Source organism: Pyrofollis japonicus (genome assembly GCF_033097485.1).
Lineage (GTDB): Archaea > Thermoproteota > Thermoprotei_A > Sulfolobales > Pyrodictiaceae > Pyrofollis > Pyrofollis japonicus.
On sequence record NZ_AP028634.1, the window covers coordinates 806,753 to 825,222 of the forward strand.

Consider the following 18,470-nt stretch of genomic DNA (forward strand, 5'->3'; position numbering starts at 1 on the left):
ACTTGGATTAAGCATAAACTTTACTTTTATTGTTGCGCTAAGCCTTCTCTTAGACAAGGATTAGAGAAAAATGGGGAGAAGTCTACGGGGGCTGAGCCTCGTGCTGTGATGGGGAGGCGGGGTTTACCGACACACGCGCAGTTATCGATTTGCTTAACACGTTAGCCTGCCGGCGTTGATTCCTAGTACTTGCCCAGTTATTGTCCTGGCTGCTGGCGATGCAAGGAAGTAGACTGCCTCAGCTACGTCCTCGGGCTGTATGATTGTTTTAAGTGGGTGTAGCTCTTCTATTCGTTTCCTCTTCTCCGGTGTATCTATGAAGTCGCGCACCATGTCTGTCTCGACAAAGCTGGGTGCTACCGCGTTTACGCGTATCTTGTAAGGTGCTAGCTCCACAGCAAGCCGCCGCGTAAACCCGATTACACCTGCCTTTGAGGCGGCATACGCTGTTGATGCCACTATGTTGCCCGTCTGCCCGGCTATGCTGGCAATGTTTACGATGCTTGCCCAGGGTGCTTTGCGGAGCAGAGGCAGGAAGGTCTTAGTTACGAGGAAAACTCCGGTAAGGTTTACCTTTATCACCTTCTCCCAGTCCTCTAGGCTCGTCTCCTCCGTTGAGCCCACGTGCAGTATGCCTGCATTGTTTACTAGGACGTTTAGGTACGGCCACTTCTCCTCAACCGCCCTACGAGCGTCCTCGACACTCTTGGGATCAGTCACGTCTAAGGGGATGACAAGTACGTCGGCTGCTCCTCGCTTACGGGCCTCTTCAGCGACTTTCTCAGCCTTATCACGACTACTTCTATAGGTCACCGCAACAGCATATCCCTCTGAGGCGAATCGGAGCACTATTGCGCGCCCAATACCGCGACTTGAACCAGTTACGAAAACGTATCCGGGTAGCGCCATACCCGTCACCGCTCCTATACTATGTACGTGGCTCCCCCATAACCCTATGGCGGCCAAAACCCATTAGCTATAATCATTCCTCGGGAAAGGAGTGTGTTAAAGCCTATATAGTAAGACTAGTTAAGGAAATTTAGGGAGTGATTCACCATAGTATTGTACCGAAGATCTTTCCAATGCTTTGAGGGTATGCTGCCGTGAATCGTGGAGCACATGTTGCTTTCTCTGCACTACTAGGGCTAGTTGCCGCAAAACTCATAGCCCATGACATTCTCTATTGGTATGTTGGCCTTCTAGCTGGTATATTGGCTGGGCTAGTGCCCGATACTGATCTGCGCTGGAAGCATAGGATGATTATGCACAACGTCTTCGTTGCTCTTGGTATCACTCTTGCTGTGTTTTTCGCAGGCCGCTTCGTATCAACTACATTGTCTGCTGTGCTGGGTGCTTCTTCTCTCCTAGGCTTTCTTGGACACGTATTTTTAGACTCTCTTACGGTTAGGGGGGTCGCGCTTCTCTATCCTATTAGGCATAGGAGGTATCGTTTGGCGAGACTGCGTTCCAGCAGCAGAGTCGCCAATGTGATTATTGAGGTGCTTTCGGTACTGCTTATCATTGTTGCCCTTTACGCGTATTAGGAAGGGAGCACGCGATGATTCGTTATTTAGATGAGCCTCCTTGGAGCCTTGGTGGACGCCGCTTAGTCTTCACAAATCATGCTAGAAAGAGAATGGTTGAGCGGGGCATAAGCGAGGAGGACGTGCGTCGTGCTCTTAGTGAGCCGGTACAGATTCTGTATGATCGTAGAAAGGATGTGTACCTCGTTCTTGGATCCAACAACGTAGCCGTTGTTGTGGCTGATCGTGTCACCTTTGTTGAGGTCGTAACTGTTCTTCGCAGAAAGGAATACGAGGCACTAACTGGGAGGCTCGGGAGAAAGCGGTACCGCTGGGTCATGTAGCTGGGTAATACAGGCCTATTATATTCATTATTCCATATCTATATTGCTCTCTACGGGCCTTAGGATAACAAGCGGGGGTTAGAAACAACTTACGGAATACTGCAGGAGGTGGCTAAAATGGCTGAGGAGTGGACGCCAGAGCCTTGGGTTTACGATACTATTGCAGACGCCCTAGGTATTGAGAGGGATCGAGTAGAGAACCTTGTACGTAGTAGAGTTATACGGATACGCTCGTATCGAGGCATAATGTATGCATCGCTTCGACGTGAGCTAGCAGGTTATCCTGAGGGTACTGTAATCCTCTTTGGCCGGGGATGGAGTAGGGTCGTTCACGGCTATCCTCCTATCCAGAGAGCCGTGTTGCTGCGCGTTGCTGTCCCAAGGCACTTCATCGACAAGGTGGTTGTCGAGGAGAAGCTTAATGGCTATAACGTGAGAGTAGTGCTCATCGACGATAGGGTTCTGGCAATAACGCGGGGCGGGCTAGTATGCCCCTATACTACTGCTAGGCTTACGAGACTCCTAGGCGAAAAAATTAAGGAGGCGCTTAGAGAAATCGGCGCCGACGACCACTATTTGGCCGGCGAGGTAATAGGGTTAGAGAATCCGTATACCCGGTACTTCTACCCAGAGGCACCAAAGTTCGGATACTTCGTCTTCGATATCTTTCGCGAAGGAAAACCATTGCCGCCACGGATAAGGGACGAGGTGACGGAGAAGCATGGTATACCGCACGTACCGGTACTAGGTATCGTTGACAAAGATGACGTTGACAGCATCAAGGCTATCCTTGAGAAGCTTAACAGGGAGGGGAGAGAAGGCATTGTTATGAAGGATCCGGAGTACCGAGTACCGCCGCTCAAGTATACGACTCCAGCGACGAATATCGGCGACCTACGCTACGGTATGCGGTTCTTCATGGAGGAGGGTCGTAGCTTCTTGTTCTCAAGGATACTTAGAGAAATATTCCGGGCCTATGAGGAGGGGCTGCAAGGGCCAAAGCTTGATAGTCTAGCATTGGAGCTCGGCACAGCCATATTGAAGCCCGCAATAGAGACTGTTACGCTCGTTGCGAAGGGAGAAATGGTTGCAGAGGAGTTCGAACTAGAATTCGCTAACGCTGATGAGCTTAACGAGTTCGTAGACTATATGTCGAGCCTTGGCATAGACCTAGTCATATTATCAACATGGGAAGAAAACGGGTTCTTAAAGGCAAGGATAAGGAAGCCCAAGGATACTTGGGTCGAGGTTAGAAAGATACTCGAAACCGGTCTAACGCCGATAGACTAGCCTATAGGTGTTTTAGCTAACTCATCCGCCTTCTCGTCTCGGCTTCTACGAGTACACCGAGCCATTAAGTACAGTATAGCCATATAGGCTAGCACGCCTACGATTACTGCAAGAGAAGCTCTGACAACATAATATGATAGCCTGGGCACAAATAGTGCCACAACGTAGAGTATGTAGCCCAGCAGGATTAGGCTAGCCAGCAATTTGCACCGAGGCATTTTCCTCACTCATATACATTGATGCAACGTTATAGCTATTGGTGAGCAACTTGTTAACAAAGTAGCCTGGAACAACAGATAGTAGGCCGAGCGAGGCTACTAGCAGTGCGGAAACCAGTGCCACCCGTGGAGCCTTGTAGCCAATTCTTCTTCCTGTTATCTCTGCTAGGACTTTATTACCTAGCTTTACGAGAAAATACGTGTAAACAATACTATAGATGTTGAGTAGGCCTAGAGAAGCTGCTGAGAAAAGCCATAGTGAAGAGAGCTGCTCAAAACCTGCAACAACCTGCGCCATCTTCGCGACAGAGTCGTAGACCTTAGGCTCCGGGCATCTTAGGAGAAGCCGCGGCTCATTATTCTCCAGCACACGGAGGACCATAGAGTAGTGCTCTGCTAGGAGGCGGCCAACAGCATAGGTGGAGGCTGCTGAAAGCCCAGCCGCTGCCAACCAGTATCTTGCAACAAAGGGGAGCCATGTATTGAGGTCGGAGAGGAGCAAGCCAATGCTGAATAGGCTCGCGAAGAATATCAAACCCCAAGCAGTAATGGCTACTGCGGTAAGACTCCGCGCTATGGTCTCCAAGACTTCTCAGCGCCTCATACACATGGTTGCCTCGTGTGCGGTAGGGATAGCCAAGCCGTTCTCTCTTCGTGCTCGTTGGGGGAAATATTATTTTCAGACAAGAAGCAACTATACAAAATACGTAGAATGGGGCGCTACCAATTCACACCAAGACAGCATTAGCCAGGCAAAGGTGATGCAGCATGGCGGAAGAGAGGAGGCTTCAGAGGAGCCTACGAGTATACGTGCTCGATACTAGTGCTCTCACCGATCCAAGGATACGCGGCCTCCTCGGAGCAAAAGACGTTGACGAGGCCATACGATTGCTAGCAGAAATGCTGGCAGAGGCTCGCCTCGTCTACGGCCTAGAAATATATATGCCTCCAAGCGTCTATGAGGAGGCTAGGCGATTCCTCCTCTCTAATGGCGTCTCTCTCAAAGCCTTTGAGGAACTATCTACCTGGATAACCATAAAGCCGCCAGCCCGTCATGAGATACGGGTACCTGCGACTGTTTTCAGGGAGTACGTTGAAGAAGTTAGAAATAGAATGACTAGGGGGCTGCGAGTAGCGGAAGAACATGTTCGCAGAGCCTTTGAGGCTGGAGGAATGTATCCTCAAGAATCCACGCCGCGCGATACACGAAGCGAAAAACTAGGAGCACTGATAAGAGGGCTTCGCGAGCGCTACCGACAAGCAACTAGACACGGGGTACTAGACAGCGTTGAAGACCTTGACGCCATATTACTCGCACTAGAACTCCAAGCAATACTTGTCAGTAACGATGAGGGGGTAAGGCGATTCGCTGAAGCCCTAGGCGTTGTCTCAATAGATCCCCTACGCTTCATAGGCATTGTGCGCCGGTTAACACAGAGAGCCAAAGAAAGTGAGAAGGGAAAAGAGGAGGCCAAGACACTCCAAGAAATAGAACTTGTTCGCCAAGAGAGTTGAAGCATCTCGGTCTTTGTCTCGGAAGAATGCAAGAACCCCTATTTTCCTCTAGACTCTGTTCAGCGACTTTGTAGAAGATACTGGTAATGCAAAATAGATGAGATGGGGCTCTGAAAGCCCCTCCCAGCTAGCTCGCCATTATAGAGAGGTTACCCGGGTAGTACTCTGGTATTGATATGGGTGTGAGGGTGAAGTCCGGAGTAAGAATAAGAGTATATCTTGTGGGGTATCGATATTGGTTCGGTTTGAGCTTCCACCGCCACCTCCAGGAACCCTTGAAAGGAGTAATGAGGAGGTTCTTGAGGCGTTCTTGGCGGCTCTTGCTGCGGGGGGCGCAAGTCCTAAGACCGTTAAAGCATATAGATCGGCTATAGCCGATTTCCTCGCCTTCATAGGTGACAAGCCTCTCAAGAGTGTAAGTGATGCTGACGTCGCGGCATGGATTTATCGCAGGCTATCAGAAGGTGTGAGGAGGCCTCGTAGCCCTAACGATGAGTTCTTTAAAGAACAGCGCGAGCGACAAGTAACTATGCACTACTATACGTTATTCTTGCGTGGCTTCTTCGAGTGGCTGGGCCTCCCTGTCCATGTACCGGTGGTTAAGAAGCCGAGAGGCCGCAGTGTTGAAGCACTATCTCCCGCCGAGATTGAGCGACTACTCAATGCGGTTAACGATGCTCTTGACTTGCTGATCGTGGCGCTTCTCTTCGAGACTGGGCTACGAGCACAGGAGGCTGTATCGCTCAAGCTACGTGACATAGATTTTGCTAGGCGCGAGATACGCGTAAGGAATGCAAAGTACGGCGAGGAGAGAATAGTGTTCTACGGTGCATTAACGGAGCAAGCGCTACGGATATGGCTCCAGCTGAACCCTGGGCTCAAGCCGGACGACAAGCTGCTCGGAATAAGCTATAGCGGTCTCTACAAGAGGCTCAAAGCCCTCGCGAAGAGGGCTGGAATAGACCCTAGAAAAGTTAGGCCGCACGTGCTGCGTCACACCTTTGCTACTGAGGCTCTTCGTAGAGGAGTACCGCTGCCCGTAGTCCAGAGGCTACTAGGGCACCGCGACATAAAGGTCACACAGATATATCTCCACTTAGTCACCGATGACGTGAGAGAAGCTTACCAGCGTGCCTTCGGGGCAACATCCCCCATGTACCAACCATATCCGCCGCCACCCAACTATTACCCAGCCTATTATGCGCCACCTACGCCCCCAACCTACCATCAGTACCCACAGCCACCAAGCCAGCCATACCAGGCTAGCAGCGAGCAAGTACAAACAGCGCCACTGCCAAACTATATGGTTCCGCAACAAACTGGGCAACAAGCAGCCCAGCCAGAGCCCCCACCACAGCAAGCTCCACCAAACACGTTCAGCATGGCCCCGCTAGCAGCTCTGCCTCAGCATCCACCTCTCCACGCGCCCATGCCTAGAAAGAAGGCTGAGAGCGAAACAAGTTAGCAAGAAACAGCACTAAAGGAGCGAATGATGCTTAACTATTTGCCCTTAGTACACTTCAACAAGTTTAATAGCTCTTCGGTACTATAGAGTGGGTATTCGAACCGGAACAGTCGATAAGCTATGTTTCTCTCATCTGGAGGCATGACGCTGTAAACGGGCTTACCCATCGCTATTGCTGTCTTTATTTCTGTTTCTACGCCCATGTGTGTAGCCAGGTACATTGTAGGCCGGTAGGCGATTATGAGGTCTGCCTGAGACACATAGCCCAAGTCTCGTCTCTCTATACTGGCCTCTATGCTCGCTTTTAGCTGCGTCAAGTATCCCGGATTCATCGTTGTCCGTTGCACCGGGTAGAGGTACTTGTCGAAGAACTCGTCGCGGAGATCAACCGGGTACGGATACTCGTGGAGACCGTTCTCGGTGTGAGGCCACCTGTTTGACCGCTCTATTCTGGTCTCGAGTTCATCGCTATTGGGCTTCGTTATCAGCTCATCTATGGTTGTTGGGGAGAAGATGACGAGGTGTTCGCAACTCTCTTCAAGCTTTTCCTTAAACTCCTCAATCTCGAGGGCATCCCTGAAGCGATCCAGGGACTCCCCTTGTTCCAGAGCTTTTTTGCGCACAATCGTTATTGGGTGCGAGATGTATGCTGAGATGTACTTGCCTCCGCTGGGAGGCTCAAGCCCCAACAGCATTGAGAGGAGGCGCTCATGGCTCGTACGACTATGCTTAGATGCGTAAAGGTACAAGCTAGCGCCGAACAAGACCAGTGTCTGTACAATGCTGTGGTGAGTGCTTCTCCAGTTTAGGACACCTAGGGGATCCAGTACCTGGAACCCAGCAACGCCGGGCGTCTCGCCGCTTGCTACTCGCTTAGCAACTCTGTACAAAATGTGGTAATAATCATCTACATAGTCTATTATGGATACCTCTACTCCCTTGGATGCTAGCTGCGCAAGGTGGGCAACAATAGGGCTGGCAACTACGTTGTTTCTCCTATAGTAAGCCATGTGGGCCGCAATAACAGCTGCGTCTGACCCCGAGGCTTCAAGATCTTTCATCATTTTCTCGAATGCCTTATTGAACTTCTCTACGACAGTACTATACCTAACTAGGAGTAGTTCTGACACATGGTATATTGGCGCCTTAAACTCGTCCTCGACATAATCCTCGTACTTTGCTGTAGCAGCGCCAAGGCTCTGTGCAAGCTCAAGGACCTTGCTGAGATCGAGCCCCGATACACCGCTTATGATCACGAGCCTCTTTAGAGCCATGGTGCTATCCCTCCTGGGATGAAATGACCGTAGCAGTACCATAGCCTACCAACACTATCTTGTCAGGAGATAGGACTCGGAGAATCTCCGGCCTATTAGTCGAGACTATCAAGGTTATGCCTGTCTTCTTTGCAAGAGAGCCTATCTTGCGCGCAACTCTCTGAGCCGTAAGCCTGTCAAGATGGGCCGTGAACTCGTCTATTATGAGGAGGTTGGGTTTCTCCGCTAAGAGGCTTGCCAGTCTTGCCCTCTCTTTTTGCCCAGTTGATAACTCGTCGAAACGCGCTCTGTAGAATATAGCGTCGCTAAGGCCTACGGCTGAGAGAACTTCCACCGCCGCGGCTGGGTCACCAAGCTTAGCGGTAATGTGCTCGAGCAGCGTCTCTGAGCCGAAACGTGGCTCGAGTTCTCCGGGCAATAGTGCTGCTAGACGAACATTACCCGGTACCCTTACTTCTCCGCTGCTTGGCCAGTACTTCTCGTCTTCGAGCCGAAGGGCAGCCCCTATTATCATTCTGAGGAACGTTGTCTTTCCTGCACCGCTCGCACCCACAACTGCTACTATTTCCCCAGGCTCTATCCTAATATTCACGTCCTTCAGCACATAGCGCTCTACTATGCGGCGCTCGGCCCCAAATGCTCTTAGTACCTCTTGTAGCTCTGGAGGCATCCGGGAGACGTCAAGCTCGCTTCTATAGATCTTAGTGACCTTGACAAGTTCTATGGCTCCGCCGAGCTTCTCGTCAATACGGTACCTCGGCCTAAAGAGCCTGCCTCCATGTTGCCGCGCGTAGGGATCCTCGCGCAAGAAGCGCTCAATTATCTTCTTGGCCTCCTCCGTCAAGGGATACATTAGGACTGGTCTCCCGCTGGCAGTGTCCCACATATAGTAGAACCCGGCTTTCTCGAAGAACGGGTTGTACCGAGCCATTTGAGCTATGGTCTCTACAACGTGTTTCCTGCGCTTCATTTCGGGTATCCTGCGCTCAGCAATCCATTCGACGGCCATCTTTACGGCCAACACGCCTAGGCCGTCGCCGCGGTAGTCCGGATGAACAACCACCCTAGCTATCCTAGCCGCTGCCGTATTTGCTCTTCGAAGAGCCTCCTCGGCTATCTCCTCACCAACCACGGCCCTTGCTATCCTCTTGGAGCCGTAGAGGTCTGCTAGCTCCTTGAACCTCTTCCTTATCTCGGCTCTCCTCGATATTGCTAAGGGCCAGAAAGTGGGGTGAAACCAGTCCTTGGGGAACACTTTCTCCCTTATCATCCTCTCTACGCGTATCTCGCCGTCAACGACTATTCTGCGATGCATCAGCGGTATGGGTGTATCGACTCTCACATAGGCGACTATCCTCGGCTCATATGGCTCTCGCGTAGCCAGCTCTAGGACCAGGAAGCGGCTGGAGGGCAAGCTTCCACGAATCTCCTGGAGCTTCATGGGAACGCCATCTTTTGGACAAATGGGCTGAACATTCGACTCCATGTATTGGCCGCAGATAGGGCATCTCCAGATTGCAACAATCTCTTCCTTGCTAGCATAGTGGTACTGCTCTAGACCAACAATCTCCTTATAGTCCTCCTCCGTGACCGCCTCTCTCGCCACAATATGGTACTCATAGACCTTCTCGCCGACAACGCTTTCTCTTGAGAGCCTCGCCTCCTTTCTCCAAGGAGGCCATACTTTTACCTCATCGATGCGGCCCTCCTCGCTCCAAAGCCGCCACAGCTCATAGGTATCCCTTGGAGCAACGTAGACCCCGTCAACCCTCTCAGGCTCTTCATGAAAGACTATCTTAAGAGTCTCTCCAGGCCGTATCCAGCGCGCAATAGCTCCAGGCATGAGGAGAAGGACACGGCGCCCCTCAACCTCTACCAGGAGGCCTCCTTGCCACCTGGCACCCGTTTTAGGGATTTTAGCAGCTACAAGCTTAGCATATATGAATTTAAAAAGAGGTATAGGTCTAGCAAACCCGTCCAAGTCTGTGATCCCCTAAAGACTGCTCCTAGGAAGGGGGTCTAAGTATAGAGCGTACTTCTCTATCGATCAACATAATACTAAAAATTAGTATACTTTTATTTTTAATTTTATTTTTTATAAATAAATTCTAACACAATAGGCTGCAGACATATTTATACTCTTTCCGCCCAGTAGGATAATCTCTTGGGTAAGGACTACATGTCAAGCAAAGGGTTTCAATGCTGCAAGCTTCTAGAACTAGAAGTATCGGGATTCAAGTCCTTACAACATATGAAACTTAAAACGCCTAGCAAGCTCACAATACTCGTAGGACCTAATGGTTCAGGCAAAACAGCCATTATAGAATCGCTCTTACTCTTGCGAGACATTGTTGACTATATACGAGGACGAATTATTAACCCTTTTTTGAGGTGGTGGGGCTATTATCATATAGTATGGAAACACGACGAAACAAAACCTATAAGATTGTCAATTACGCTTGACTGTAATGCATGCAACAAGGAGGTTTTAAAATCATACAAAGATAGTCTAAAACAAATAAGAGTAAGACATATTAATATCATACGTAACTATAGAATTAAATATGACGTTCATGTAACTGGGACGGGAGGTAACTTTCAAGTATTAATGGATGAAATCTGTATCGAAAACATTGCTTGCCTAACGGCAAAACAAGGGAAACTAATACTTAACATAGCTAAACCAATTAAAACATTCGATGAGATTATTGAGCCTATTCTATCCTCGATGCCTATAGTTATTTCGATATCTATAAAAAAGGATATCCCAACATCGATCAAAGGCATTGTATGGAATTGTTATATGAAAATATTTGATGAGTTGATAAGAAGAAAAGATACATTAAAAAGAATAATAAATGAATTATTAAAAGACTACATGGAATCTAAGTTTAAAGCGAAGAGTAACATAGAAAGTATTTTGTCAATCTATACACGAAATGAAACTGTTGCAAGATTTAATAAATTCTTTTATGATATAAAGACTGAAGCCGAGAAAACAACGAGGGAAAAAATCAGAAAAATTGTACACGATTTACTTCCTTACTGCCATAAGGAGACTTTATTTAAAGATAAGACGTACTACGATATAATCGAAGAAATTATAACTGATTTAACTATACATAGTATCGTTTTCAGTATAACTAACTATATGCTAGAGCTACTAGATTTAGCCATTTATATGGTTGGTTTATTTATTGATAATATCGTTATCCTCCGTCTACTTGATTATAGCTCGCTCCGTTCGCCTCAAATACTAGAGCCTCCAAGCAGACTTCGAGAAGATGGTACTAATCTTCTTTCTATTTTATTTAACCTTGGTAAAGGTAGATTACCGGAGGATATAGCAGTTGTCTTAGCAGATGTTCTACACGGAACTGCCGTGTCTGGGTTCTTTGAACCCACTTCCGACGGACGGATAACTTTTCGCCTAATAGTAGATAATATCGATATTTCTCAACCTGCAATACCAGAAGGTGCTTGGAAAACAATGGCTATAATGGCTGCTATATTAAGCGGGGCAAGTGTTATAGCTATAGATGAGTTTGAGAACAGCTTACATGCATCTGCACAAGAACTTCTACTTGAAGAACTCCGAAATAACGTACCCAATACAATTATAGCTACTCATTCACCGATAGTAGTTGACGCCGCAAAGAGCCTTGACGAAATAGTTATTGTTGAACTGCAAGGCAATGCTACAATTGCTAAAAGAATTGAAAAATCAGATAAACTTATTGAAAAACTGAAAAAACTAGGCATCACACCAAGCGAGGCACTTCTTTATAGTCTACTAGAAACATAAGGTCACATAGACTTATGGCGATCCTACATTGAACTGCCCAAAGGTAATTATAGTAGTTGAAGATAGGTATGCAAAAGAAGCTATACGAAAATTGCTAATAAAAAGGCAAATAAGTTGCTTTGATGTACAATACTTACCTATCTGTAGCACAAAGTTCAGCAGAATAATTTCAGCACATCAAGACTATGGAAGACACATAATTATCGTCGCAGATGCCGAGCTCGAAAACCCAACGGAGAAAGAGACGCAAATTCGTGATAAACATGGACTTCATTCAAACAACGTTGATATAATAATTGTTGATCCTTGCATGGAGGCTTTAGCATGCATTGCCTTAGGCCTAAATGGGTGCAGAAATAAGCCTTGCGATGCTGGCCCCCTATTTTCAGTAAAGGAATATTACAAAAACATTCATAGAAAAGATTATAAGAAACGTTTTCTCGAGAAATTATTACTTGAAGCCGACGATAAAAATAACCTCGAAAAAGTATATGAATTTAAAAAATTAATTAATAAAATTAACAAAAATTATGAAAATTGAGGGTAATGGCTACTTGACTTTATGTCTCCCTCTACTTAATATACCCCAAACAGCTCTACGTCTAGCAAATCGGATTGACACACCACGTGCATTGGCTAATTGCTCAAGCAACGCCATGTACTGGTCTAGCTGCGACCCTGTGAAAGTAGCGTTTATGTGTGCAGCTATGAGTGGGATATTGTAGTAGCTTGGGCCTGCGTACTGGCTCTTTAACAACGCCACCACGTGCTCAGCATCGTTGCCAGGCTCCTCTAGGAGGCGCCCGGGAGAATAGTAGTCGCCGGGACTACCCGGCACCTCTACCAGCAACGGGTAGTCCTCGGGGCTCAGCTTCACATAGAGCATCTTTATGCGTGGAAGCCGGTCCAGCTCGCTCATGAGCCGGTAGCCTATTGAGCGCAGCTCTTCAACCTCAGGCTCGTCGCCTAGCAGCGTCTCTGCCTTAGCAATGGCGCGCTCAACAAGTGTCCTTATTCCCCCCTTTTGCAGTATCTTTGCAACCCTACGGCTGGGAGGCATGTTGAGTATCCACGTATAGCCTACCGCGTTGCCCCCGACAACGTCGGCGAGAAAGAGCGCGTCTCTATAGCTAGGGTCGAGTGCTGCATCAAATACTGGGCGATACTCGGCTGGCACTAGCCGACGCGCTGCTATGAGCTGGTCTCTCAGCGCTAAGGGGTACCATTCAAGGGCGCGATTGACAAGGTCGCCGAGAACCGGGGTCTTCTCAGCGACAAAGTCGAGGAGTACTTTCTCCTTGTAGGCTCGAAACCCGTGATCCTTGGACACGTATGCGACAACTATTCTACGCGATTGAGCTGTCTCGACGAACTTGACTATTTCTGCTAAGAGGTAGGCGCTAAAGAGGGCAGTATATACGCCAGCAATGCTCTCAACGTTTCCGGAGGCGAGCCTGGCCAGGGATGCAAATGCCGCACTCACTGTAACCCATAGGCTGCCGTCCATCAGGATCGTGTCCGAAGCACCGAGTCTAGCGGCAAGGGTTGTCGCTACGCGATGCTCGAGCCAAGAGCGTAGAGCGTCTAGTACGCGGGTATCCCTTACTGGGAAGATGCGTAGTTCAAGACCCCTTTCGGGCTCGCCGCCTTCAACGTAACCATATGCGCGTGCAATGTAGACGCTCCAGCCAAAGGCTAGGGGCTGTATGCCTCCACCGCCATCTACTGCCGCCGTTACGGTACTGGGGCTGCGGGCTGGTAGACCATGTAGCCACCAGTAGTTGGGGGCGCGTATTAGTATCCTGGACTCTCGCCTCTCCTTTAGTATGTCAATTAGCTTCTCTGCCTCGCTTGTAAATATATCAATGAACCAATCGCCGACATGTTTCAGCACAGCCCCTGCACCCAAAAAGAATCTTCCAAGGTAATACCTTATGGTAGAGACTCCTCTATAGAATATCCAGAATATGCAAAAGGGAGGTCGTGTCCGATAAAAACACATATCTTAGCTCCAACAAGCTATTAACTTCTATGCAAAGTCTCAGGCACTGTTAATAAAAGCAATACACCCAAGATCTGCGTAGCTATTATGAATGTGAATACATGAACAGGCCCCAAAGCATCCCAGATAATACCTGCTATAATAGGCACTATAAGAGAATTCAGTCCCCTAAAAAAGCCTAAAACTCCATGTGTACTTCCAAGTAAGTAGGGTGGAACAAGTTCTGCTGTCATAGCTCCTCGAACTACTGCAAGAACCTCGGAAAATCCTTGCAAAATAGCTGATATTATAAGAAATTGTGCATTAGGTGCATAGACTAGCATGATAAGTGAGGCACAATAGACTGCTACAAGGAAATAGATGACCCTTTTTCTGCCAATTCTATCAGCCCACCTTCCTATTGGTATGGAGAGCAGAAGTGGGGCTACTACTAAGCTAGTACCCATAATACCTAAAACATACTGATCCGCGCCTTTGACCTTGGCCGCAAATAATGGTACATAAATGCTTGATGCAACATAGTGAGGTATCTTTGAGAGAGAATCGAATATAATCCATCTCTTCATTGCTACTCCTTTTTCAAACACCATCTTGATAGACCTAACGAGGCCCATCCTTATCCGAAGAACTTTTCTTATTCTAGGCTCATCAAACGTTTTTAACACCAGTATAAGATTTACTAAGAGAATGAGCGCTTGAAGATAATAAAGTGGACGAATTCCTCTTACATTCATTCCTCCAAGCAATGAGATGAGGTATGCAGCAACCAAAGGACCCACTAAGCGAGGCGTAGCAGTAAGTGTGTCACATATACCACGCCCTGTAGCCCTCTCCTCATCTCTTAATGTGCTTCCACAGACAACTGGACAAGCTATTATTGCCATATTTAAGCCTAGATAAAACAAAAAGAAAGCCGGAATAATCATTTCCCAGCTACTAGCCAAGGCGAAGAATAACGAGCCCCAGATCATTATAAAAGTAGCAATGCTAAATGTTGTCCTTAGACCATGCTTATCTACTAGCCAGCCAACTAAAGGTGCTATAAGAGTAGTTGTAAGACCTCTTAAACTGCCTATAAGCCCTATTTCCGAAGCCGTTGCACCTAGGAGAGAAATATAGACGGATTGGTACTGGGACAACAGGGACTCTGCAAAATTCTGTAAAGCAGCCCTAATCATATTGACTTTAAAAACATGCTCCTGTCTCTTAATGAATCTCCATATATTTCTAGGACTCAGCAAGATATATCCCCATTACTTATCGTTCCGAATCCTCGTTTAGCAATGCCAAACATAATAACAATTCTTAAGTTCACAAAAAAGTAAGGAGGTAGGTGTCACAAATTATAACAACGAAAACTATAGTGGTGCATAATTTATTTTCTTATTTATTTTTCTCTACATAGTAGCGCAACCATGTCTTAGCTATATTATTCATACTATCATATGGAAGCTCGTGAAGGCCAGGAGACCAGTCATTCTCGAGCAGTATTCTGACGGCCTCATAATGCATTGTAAAGAGCAGGTCTTCTAATGCACCTAGATACATGTGCTTGAAGTTAATCGGGTATCCATCATTTAGCAGATATATCTTTTTATTATTATTTAAGCGATATAGTGTAACTAAAGAATTGATATTTGTTTTCTCTTTGGTGATACTATTTAGAGAATCTATATCAAACTCAACCTGTCGAGATGTCGCACTTGCAAGGATAACTCCGTCCTTTAATTTTAGAAATTCGGTACCCCTTATACTGTAGTTTCCAGTGGCGCCAATAATTATATCAGCGTTTTTAAGTAGCTCCTCTTTATCTACATAGTATCCGTCAAGAAACGCTTCAATTCTTCGTATAGGCTCAATGTCATAAGTTAGAACTTTACAAGGGTAGCCTTGAAGAACTCGCACACAGGCTTTACCTAGGTTACCATACCCAAGAATGCCAACGATTTTCCCGGCCAATGTATCATAGAAGACCTCGCCAAGGACTTGGTTCAACACTTGTAAAACATCAAGTGCTATTGCAGGATAATGAGCTAAATTTAGCATTGCTTTCGCAGTAGAAATTACAGGCAACATTAGCTGTTCTCGACCGTAACGCCAATGACCTTGAGCCGTACATTCAACAACACCTTTAAGGTTAGAGGAGGCAAACTTATTAATGCATTCTGCACAGTATCCTCCTATTTCAAGGAGTACGACCTTATCGTATCTTTTAACTGCGTCCTCTAAAGCTTTAAGAGCTACTCTAGGAATGTCATCAAGGGAACTAACCAAGGTGACATTATATTCATTACTAAGCTCATCAATAACACTTTTTTGAGCCGAATAAGGTATTGGAATAATACGCTCAATTACTAAGTTATTTTCAGATAATACTTTTAGAAAATATTTAGAGCGTTTTGAAAAATGATATATAAGTATGATTGCACTTTTCTCTTTAATTGGATTTCTTTTTGCATAATTTATCAAGCAAGGAAATCGGTATGCAAAAACTGTGCAAGTTTAACCAAGATATCACACCACAGACAAGATAGGTTATAGTAGCTGTATATATACATTATGTCAAGAATACTAATCATTATCTGAGAAAGACTTAAAAAGGGGGTACAGTATTAAATAACTATCATCCTGCCAATTTTTATTGCGAGAAGACTATAGATGATTATAGATGCTGCTGTCGCCGCTCCATAAGATAGTCCGAAGACTCCGTAACCAGTAGCACCGCCCTTGACCATTGCTCTTGCGACTGTCTCGTAGCCGGCGATCGCTACGCCGCTAAGAAGCGACGCTAGCACTATGCCTACAACACTGTGCCCCATAGCTAGTGCTGCGAGGCCTGCTAGTATTCCAAAGAGGGGCGGTAATAGCGCCGCAGCCCGGGGTGCACGATCATACAGTGCACCAAGCGGTATTGCTGCGGCTGCGTCGCTGAGCATTGCTGCTGCGTAAAGCATTGCGAGGACTGCCTTGCTTGGCGATAGTATTATCTTAGCCACTTCTTGGATCGCTATAGGGTTCGCGGTCATGGTTCCCGCCAAAAATACGTAAAGGGCTGGCCACAATCCACCCTTAAATGACTCGTAGATGCTATGGCGCTTGGGAGTCATAGCTGTTTTAGGATAGAGATCCATAGCATAGAGGAGCGCGACTACGCTAAAGGCACCGGGGACTGAGAGAACCCATAGCCCATAGTAGCCCATAAAAGCAAGCGCCGCCATCATGGGGCCGAGTACAGCACCCACCTGGTCTAGGAGCTCATGTATGCCAAAGACGAGGCCACGTCGCTTACCAGCTATGCTTGAAAGTAGGTAGTCTCGTGCAGGAGATCTCAGCGCTTTGCCGAACCTCTCAATACTGTAGCCTATGGCTAGCCAGGGCCACCCCTGCACAGCGATAAGTATGCCTACAGGTACTAGCGCGTACCCTGTAATTGTTAGTAGCCAATATCTTGCAGTAATGTCGGCTATGACTCCTGTAAGCGGGCGCAGACCCCAGGCTATGACCTCTCCTATCCCGACCACTGCTCCAAGCTCGTAGCTCCTCTCGATAAGAGGTGCTAGGATGCTGCGAAACCCCTCATAGCTCATATCGGCGAGAAGGCTCACAACGCCGAAGATCACAACTATTCTGAGAACCCTCTTATCGAGAGCCAAGCCCATCCGGAAGACCCATGGAGACTGAACCGCATAGCTACGGGAACCTTAAAGATTCCTCCCACGCATACTCTAACCGTGGCAAGCCGTCCTTGGGCCTGCAAAAGGGTGGTGCCTAGACTTTGCCAGCCATACTTGAGGTTCACGGACTACACGTTTACTACTATACACTTCGAGGAATTGTACGAGCCGTAGAAGATGTCAGCTTTAAGCTCGAACGCGGAGAGGTCCTCGGCATAGCTGGCGAGAGCGGCTGCGGAAAATCAACGCTTGCATGGGCCCTCATGAGGCTCGTTCCGCCCCCTGGCCGCATCGTGAAGGGGCGCATACTGATAGACGGGGAAGACATAACCACTATGAGCGAACTAGAAGTCAGGAAGAAGATACGATGGCAGAAAATAAGCATGATATTCCAAGGAGCGATGAACGCCCTCAACCCGGTATACAAGGTATGGGAACAGATAGCTGAGCCACTGATAATACATAGAGGGTACAGCAAGGAGGAAGCATACAAGAGAGCAGTAGAAGCCCTCAACATGGTCGGTCTAAGCGAGGACATAGCAAACAGGTATCCACACGAGCTAAGCGGCGGCCAGAAGCAACGCGTAGTCATAGCAATGGCGTTGATACTGGAGCCGCCAATAGTTATAGCAGACGAGCCCACCACCGCCCTAGACACGATAATCCAGGCACAGATACTGAACCTGCTAAAAGAGCTCAAGAACAAGCTCAACATGAGCATAATACTGATAAGCCACGATCTAAGCGTTATAGCCGAACTAGCCGACAAAGTAGCAATAATGTATGCAGGAAAGATAGTAGAGTATGGACCGAGCGAAGAGGTATACAATCATCCGCAGCACCCATACACACAAGAACTCCTTAAGGCGATACCAAGGCTAAGGGCCCCACGGATGAAGCTCAACTACATACCTGGCCAGCCACCGGATCTACGAGCACCGCCACCAGGATGCAGATTCCACCCAAGATGCCCACACGCAATGGACAAGTGCAGGAAAGAACAACCACCGTACTTTGAGGTAGGGCCAGGCCACTACGCAGCATGCTGGCTACATGAAGGAAAGCCTGCAAAAGAGAAACCATTTGAGTAAGCTAACGTAGAAATCATAGTATGATTATTAAAGAAGCACTAGGCCTACACATCTATAGCGATGCAAGACTTCGCATTCCGGTCTCCTCTCTAGACGTGCACTTTTTTAGTACAAAAGATACGCAAAACACGCTACGCTTATGTCACAGTACGAGATGTAACCACGCTAAGATCTATTACAATCCTAGACTATGTGGCAAAATGCGTTAGACGACAAAGAGGACTAACAACACGGCAACTATATAAGTTCATTTATTTAGCAAACAAATC

Annotated in this window: 18 protein-coding genes; 9 read left to right on the plus strand and 9 right to left on the minus strand. The window is 47.4% G+C overall.

The features are described from left to right. Window positions 1–153: 153 nt before the first annotated feature. Window positions 154–909: an SDR family NAD(P)-dependent oxidoreductase gene (locus SBG41_RS04025; RefSeq protein ID WP_317896266.1), complete on the minus strand. Its 756-nt coding sequence runs from the start codon at window positions 907–909 to the stop codon at window positions 154–156. A 194-nt stretch (window positions 910–1,103) separates the two neighbouring features. On the opposite strand from SBG41_RS04025, the gene SBG41_RS04030 reads away from it, so the two are divergent. The 3 genes from SBG41_RS04030 (at window position 1,104) to SBG41_RS04040 (ending at window position 3,157) form a co-directional block, all read left to right on the plus strand. Continuing rightward, window positions 1,104–1,544, plus strand: a complete 441-nt coding sequence (locus tag SBG41_RS04030; protein WP_317896267.1) for a metal-dependent hydrolase — start codon at window positions 1,104–1,106, stop codon at window positions 1,542–1,544. A 14-nt stretch (window positions 1,545–1,558) separates the two neighbouring features. After that, window positions 1,559–1,867 (plus strand): DUF4258 domain-containing protein, encoded by a 309-nt coding sequence (locus SBG41_RS04035; RefSeq protein WP_317896268.1) that lies wholly within the window; start codon window positions 1,559–1,561, stop codon window positions 1,865–1,867. A gap of 117 nt (window positions 1,868–1,984) precedes the next feature. Further along, a complete protein-coding gene (locus SBG41_RS04040; protein ID WP_317896269.1) occupies window positions 1,985–3,157 on the plus strand; it encodes an RNA ligase in 1,173 nt (390 codons plus the stop codon). Here SBG41_RS04040 and SBG41_RS04045 read toward each other — a convergent pair. After that, window positions 3,154–3,375 carry a hypothetical protein gene (locus SBG41_RS04045; protein WP_317896270.1) on the minus strand — a complete coding sequence of 74 codons (222 nt, stop codon included), beginning with the start codon at window positions 3,373–3,375 and terminating at the stop codon, window positions 3,154–3,156. The genes SBG41_RS04040 and SBG41_RS04045 overlap by 4 nt on opposite strands. Next, complete coding sequence (locus tag SBG41_RS04050; protein WP_317896271.1) at window positions 3,350–3,877, minus strand: hypothetical protein; 528 nt, start codon at window positions 3,875–3,877, stop codon at window positions 3,350–3,352. The genes SBG41_RS04045 and SBG41_RS04050 overlap by 26 nt, the downstream gene beginning before the upstream one ends. Between SBG41_RS04050 and SBG41_RS04055 the strand changes: the two genes are divergently transcribed. The 3 genes from SBG41_RS04055 (at window position 3,858) to xerA (ending at window position 6,355) form a co-directional block, all read left to right on the plus strand. Then, window positions 3,858–4,199 (plus strand): hypothetical protein, encoded by a 342-nt coding sequence (locus tag SBG41_RS04055; RefSeq protein WP_317896272.1) that lies wholly within the window; start codon window positions 3,858–3,860, stop codon window positions 4,197–4,199. The genes SBG41_RS04050 and SBG41_RS04055 overlap by 20 nt on opposite strands. Then, the gene (locus SBG41_RS04060; protein ID WP_317896273.1) at window positions 4,144–4,890 is read left to right on the plus strand and encodes an RNA ligase partner protein; all 747 of its coding nucleotides are present in this window, start codon (window positions 4,144–4,146) and stop codon (window positions 4,888–4,890) included. Before SBG41_RS04055 ends, SBG41_RS04060 begins: the two co-directional genes overlap by 56 nt. A 235-nt stretch (window positions 4,891–5,125) precedes the next feature. Next, on the plus strand, window positions 5,126–6,355 hold the full coding sequence (gene xerA / locus SBG41_RS04065; RefSeq protein ID WP_317896274.1) for a site-specific tyrosine recombinase/integron integrase: 1,230 nt from the start codon (window positions 5,126–5,128) through the stop codon (window positions 6,353–6,355). 35 nt (window positions 6,356–6,390) lie between these two features. Here xerA and SBG41_RS04070 read toward each other — a convergent pair whose 3' ends face one another. Both SBG41_RS04070 and SBG41_RS04075 read right to left on the minus strand, forming a co-directional pair. Then, window positions 6,391–7,629, minus strand: a complete 1,239-nt coding sequence (locus tag SBG41_RS04070; RefSeq protein ID WP_317896275.1) for a TIR domain-containing protein — start codon at window positions 7,627–7,629, stop codon at window positions 6,391–6,393. A 4-nt stretch (window positions 7,630–7,633) separates the two neighbouring features. Beyond that, entirely contained in the window at window positions 7,634–9,610 is a 1,977-nt protein-coding gene (locus tag SBG41_RS04075) for a GNAT family N-acetyltransferase (protein ID WP_317896276.1), read from the minus strand. A 183-nt stretch (window positions 9,611–9,793) separates the two neighbouring features. Here SBG41_RS04075 and SBG41_RS04080 point away from each other — a divergent pair, with 183 nt between their 5' ends. Together SBG41_RS04080 and SBG41_RS04085 are read left to right on the plus strand one after the other, a co-directional pair. Further along, window positions 9,794–11,434, plus strand: coding sequence for an AAA family ATPase (locus SBG41_RS04080; RefSeq protein ID WP_317896277.1), 1,641 nt, complete (start codon window positions 9,794–9,796; stop codon window positions 11,432–11,434). Between the two features lie 28 nt (window positions 11,435–11,462). After that, entirely contained in the window at window positions 11,463–11,975 is a 513-nt protein-coding gene (locus tag SBG41_RS04085) for a hypothetical protein (protein WP_317896278.1), read from the plus strand. A 9-nt stretch (window positions 11,976–11,984) separates the two neighbouring features. Here the strand turns inward: SBG41_RS04085 and SBG41_RS04090 are convergent, their stop codons facing one another. The 4 genes from SBG41_RS04090 to SBG41_RS04105 form a co-directional block, all read right to left on the minus strand. Then, window positions 11,985–13,328 (minus strand): DNA double-strand break repair nuclease NurA, encoded by a 1,344-nt coding sequence (locus tag SBG41_RS04090; protein ID WP_317896279.1) that lies wholly within the window; start codon window positions 13,326–13,328, stop codon window positions 11,985–11,987. A 128-nt stretch (window positions 13,329–13,456) separates the two neighbouring features. Continuing rightward, the gene (locus tag SBG41_RS04095) at window positions 13,457–14,677 is read right to left on the minus strand and encodes an MFS transporter (RefSeq protein WP_317896280.1); all 1,221 of its coding nucleotides are present in this window, start codon (window positions 14,675–14,677) and stop codon (window positions 13,457–13,459) included. Window positions 14,678–14,819: 142 nt separating this feature from the next. Next, window positions 14,820–15,905, minus strand: a complete 1,086-nt coding sequence (locus SBG41_RS04100) for an NAD(P)-dependent oxidoreductase (protein ID WP_317896281.1) — start codon at window positions 15,903–15,905, stop codon at window positions 14,820–14,822. Window positions 15,906–16,048: 143 nt separating this feature from the next. Next, complete coding sequence (locus tag SBG41_RS04105) at window positions 16,049–17,095, minus strand: MFS transporter (RefSeq protein ID WP_317896282.1); 1,047 nt, start codon at window positions 17,093–17,095, stop codon at window positions 16,049–16,051. A gap of 116 nt (window positions 17,096–17,211) precedes the next feature. Between SBG41_RS04105 and SBG41_RS04110 the strand changes: the two genes are divergently transcribed. Further along, window positions 17,212–18,201, plus strand: a complete 990-nt coding sequence (locus SBG41_RS04110) for an ABC transporter ATP-binding protein (RefSeq protein WP_317896283.1) — start codon at window positions 17,212–17,214, stop codon at window positions 18,199–18,201. Window positions 18,202–18,470: the final 269 nt, after the last annotated feature.

What these genes read in the sequence shown, in the direction of transcription:
- SBG41_RS04025 (WP_317896266.1), bottom strand. Translation starts at nt 909, where the DNA reads ATGGCGCTACCCGGATACGTTTTCGTAACTGGTTCAAGTCGCGGTATT.
- SBG41_RS04035 (WP_317896268.1), top strand. Translation starts at nt 1,559, where the DNA reads ATGATTCGTTATTTAGATGAGCCTCCTTGGAGCCTTGGTGGACGCCGC.
- SBG41_RS04040 (WP_317896269.1), top strand. Translation starts at nt 1,985, where the DNA reads ATGGCTGAGGAGTGGACGCCAGAGCCTTGGGTTTACGATACTATTGCA.
- SBG41_RS04045 (WP_317896270.1), bottom strand. Translation starts at nt 3,375, where the DNA reads ATGCCTCGGTGCAAATTGCTGGCTAGCCTAATCCTGCTGGGCTACATA.
- SBG41_RS04060 (WP_317896273.1), top strand. Translation starts at nt 4,144, where the DNA reads ATGGCGGAAGAGAGGAGGCTTCAGAGGAGCCTACGAGTATACGTGCTC.
- SBG41_RS04070 (WP_317896275.1), bottom strand. Translation starts at nt 7,629, where the DNA reads ATGGCTCTAAAGAGGCTCGTGATCATAAGCGGTGTATCGGGGCTCGAT.
- SBG41_RS04105 (WP_317896282.1), bottom strand. Translation starts at nt 17,095, where the DNA reads ATGGGCTTGGCTCTCGATAAGAGGGTTCTCAGAATAGTTGTGATCTTC.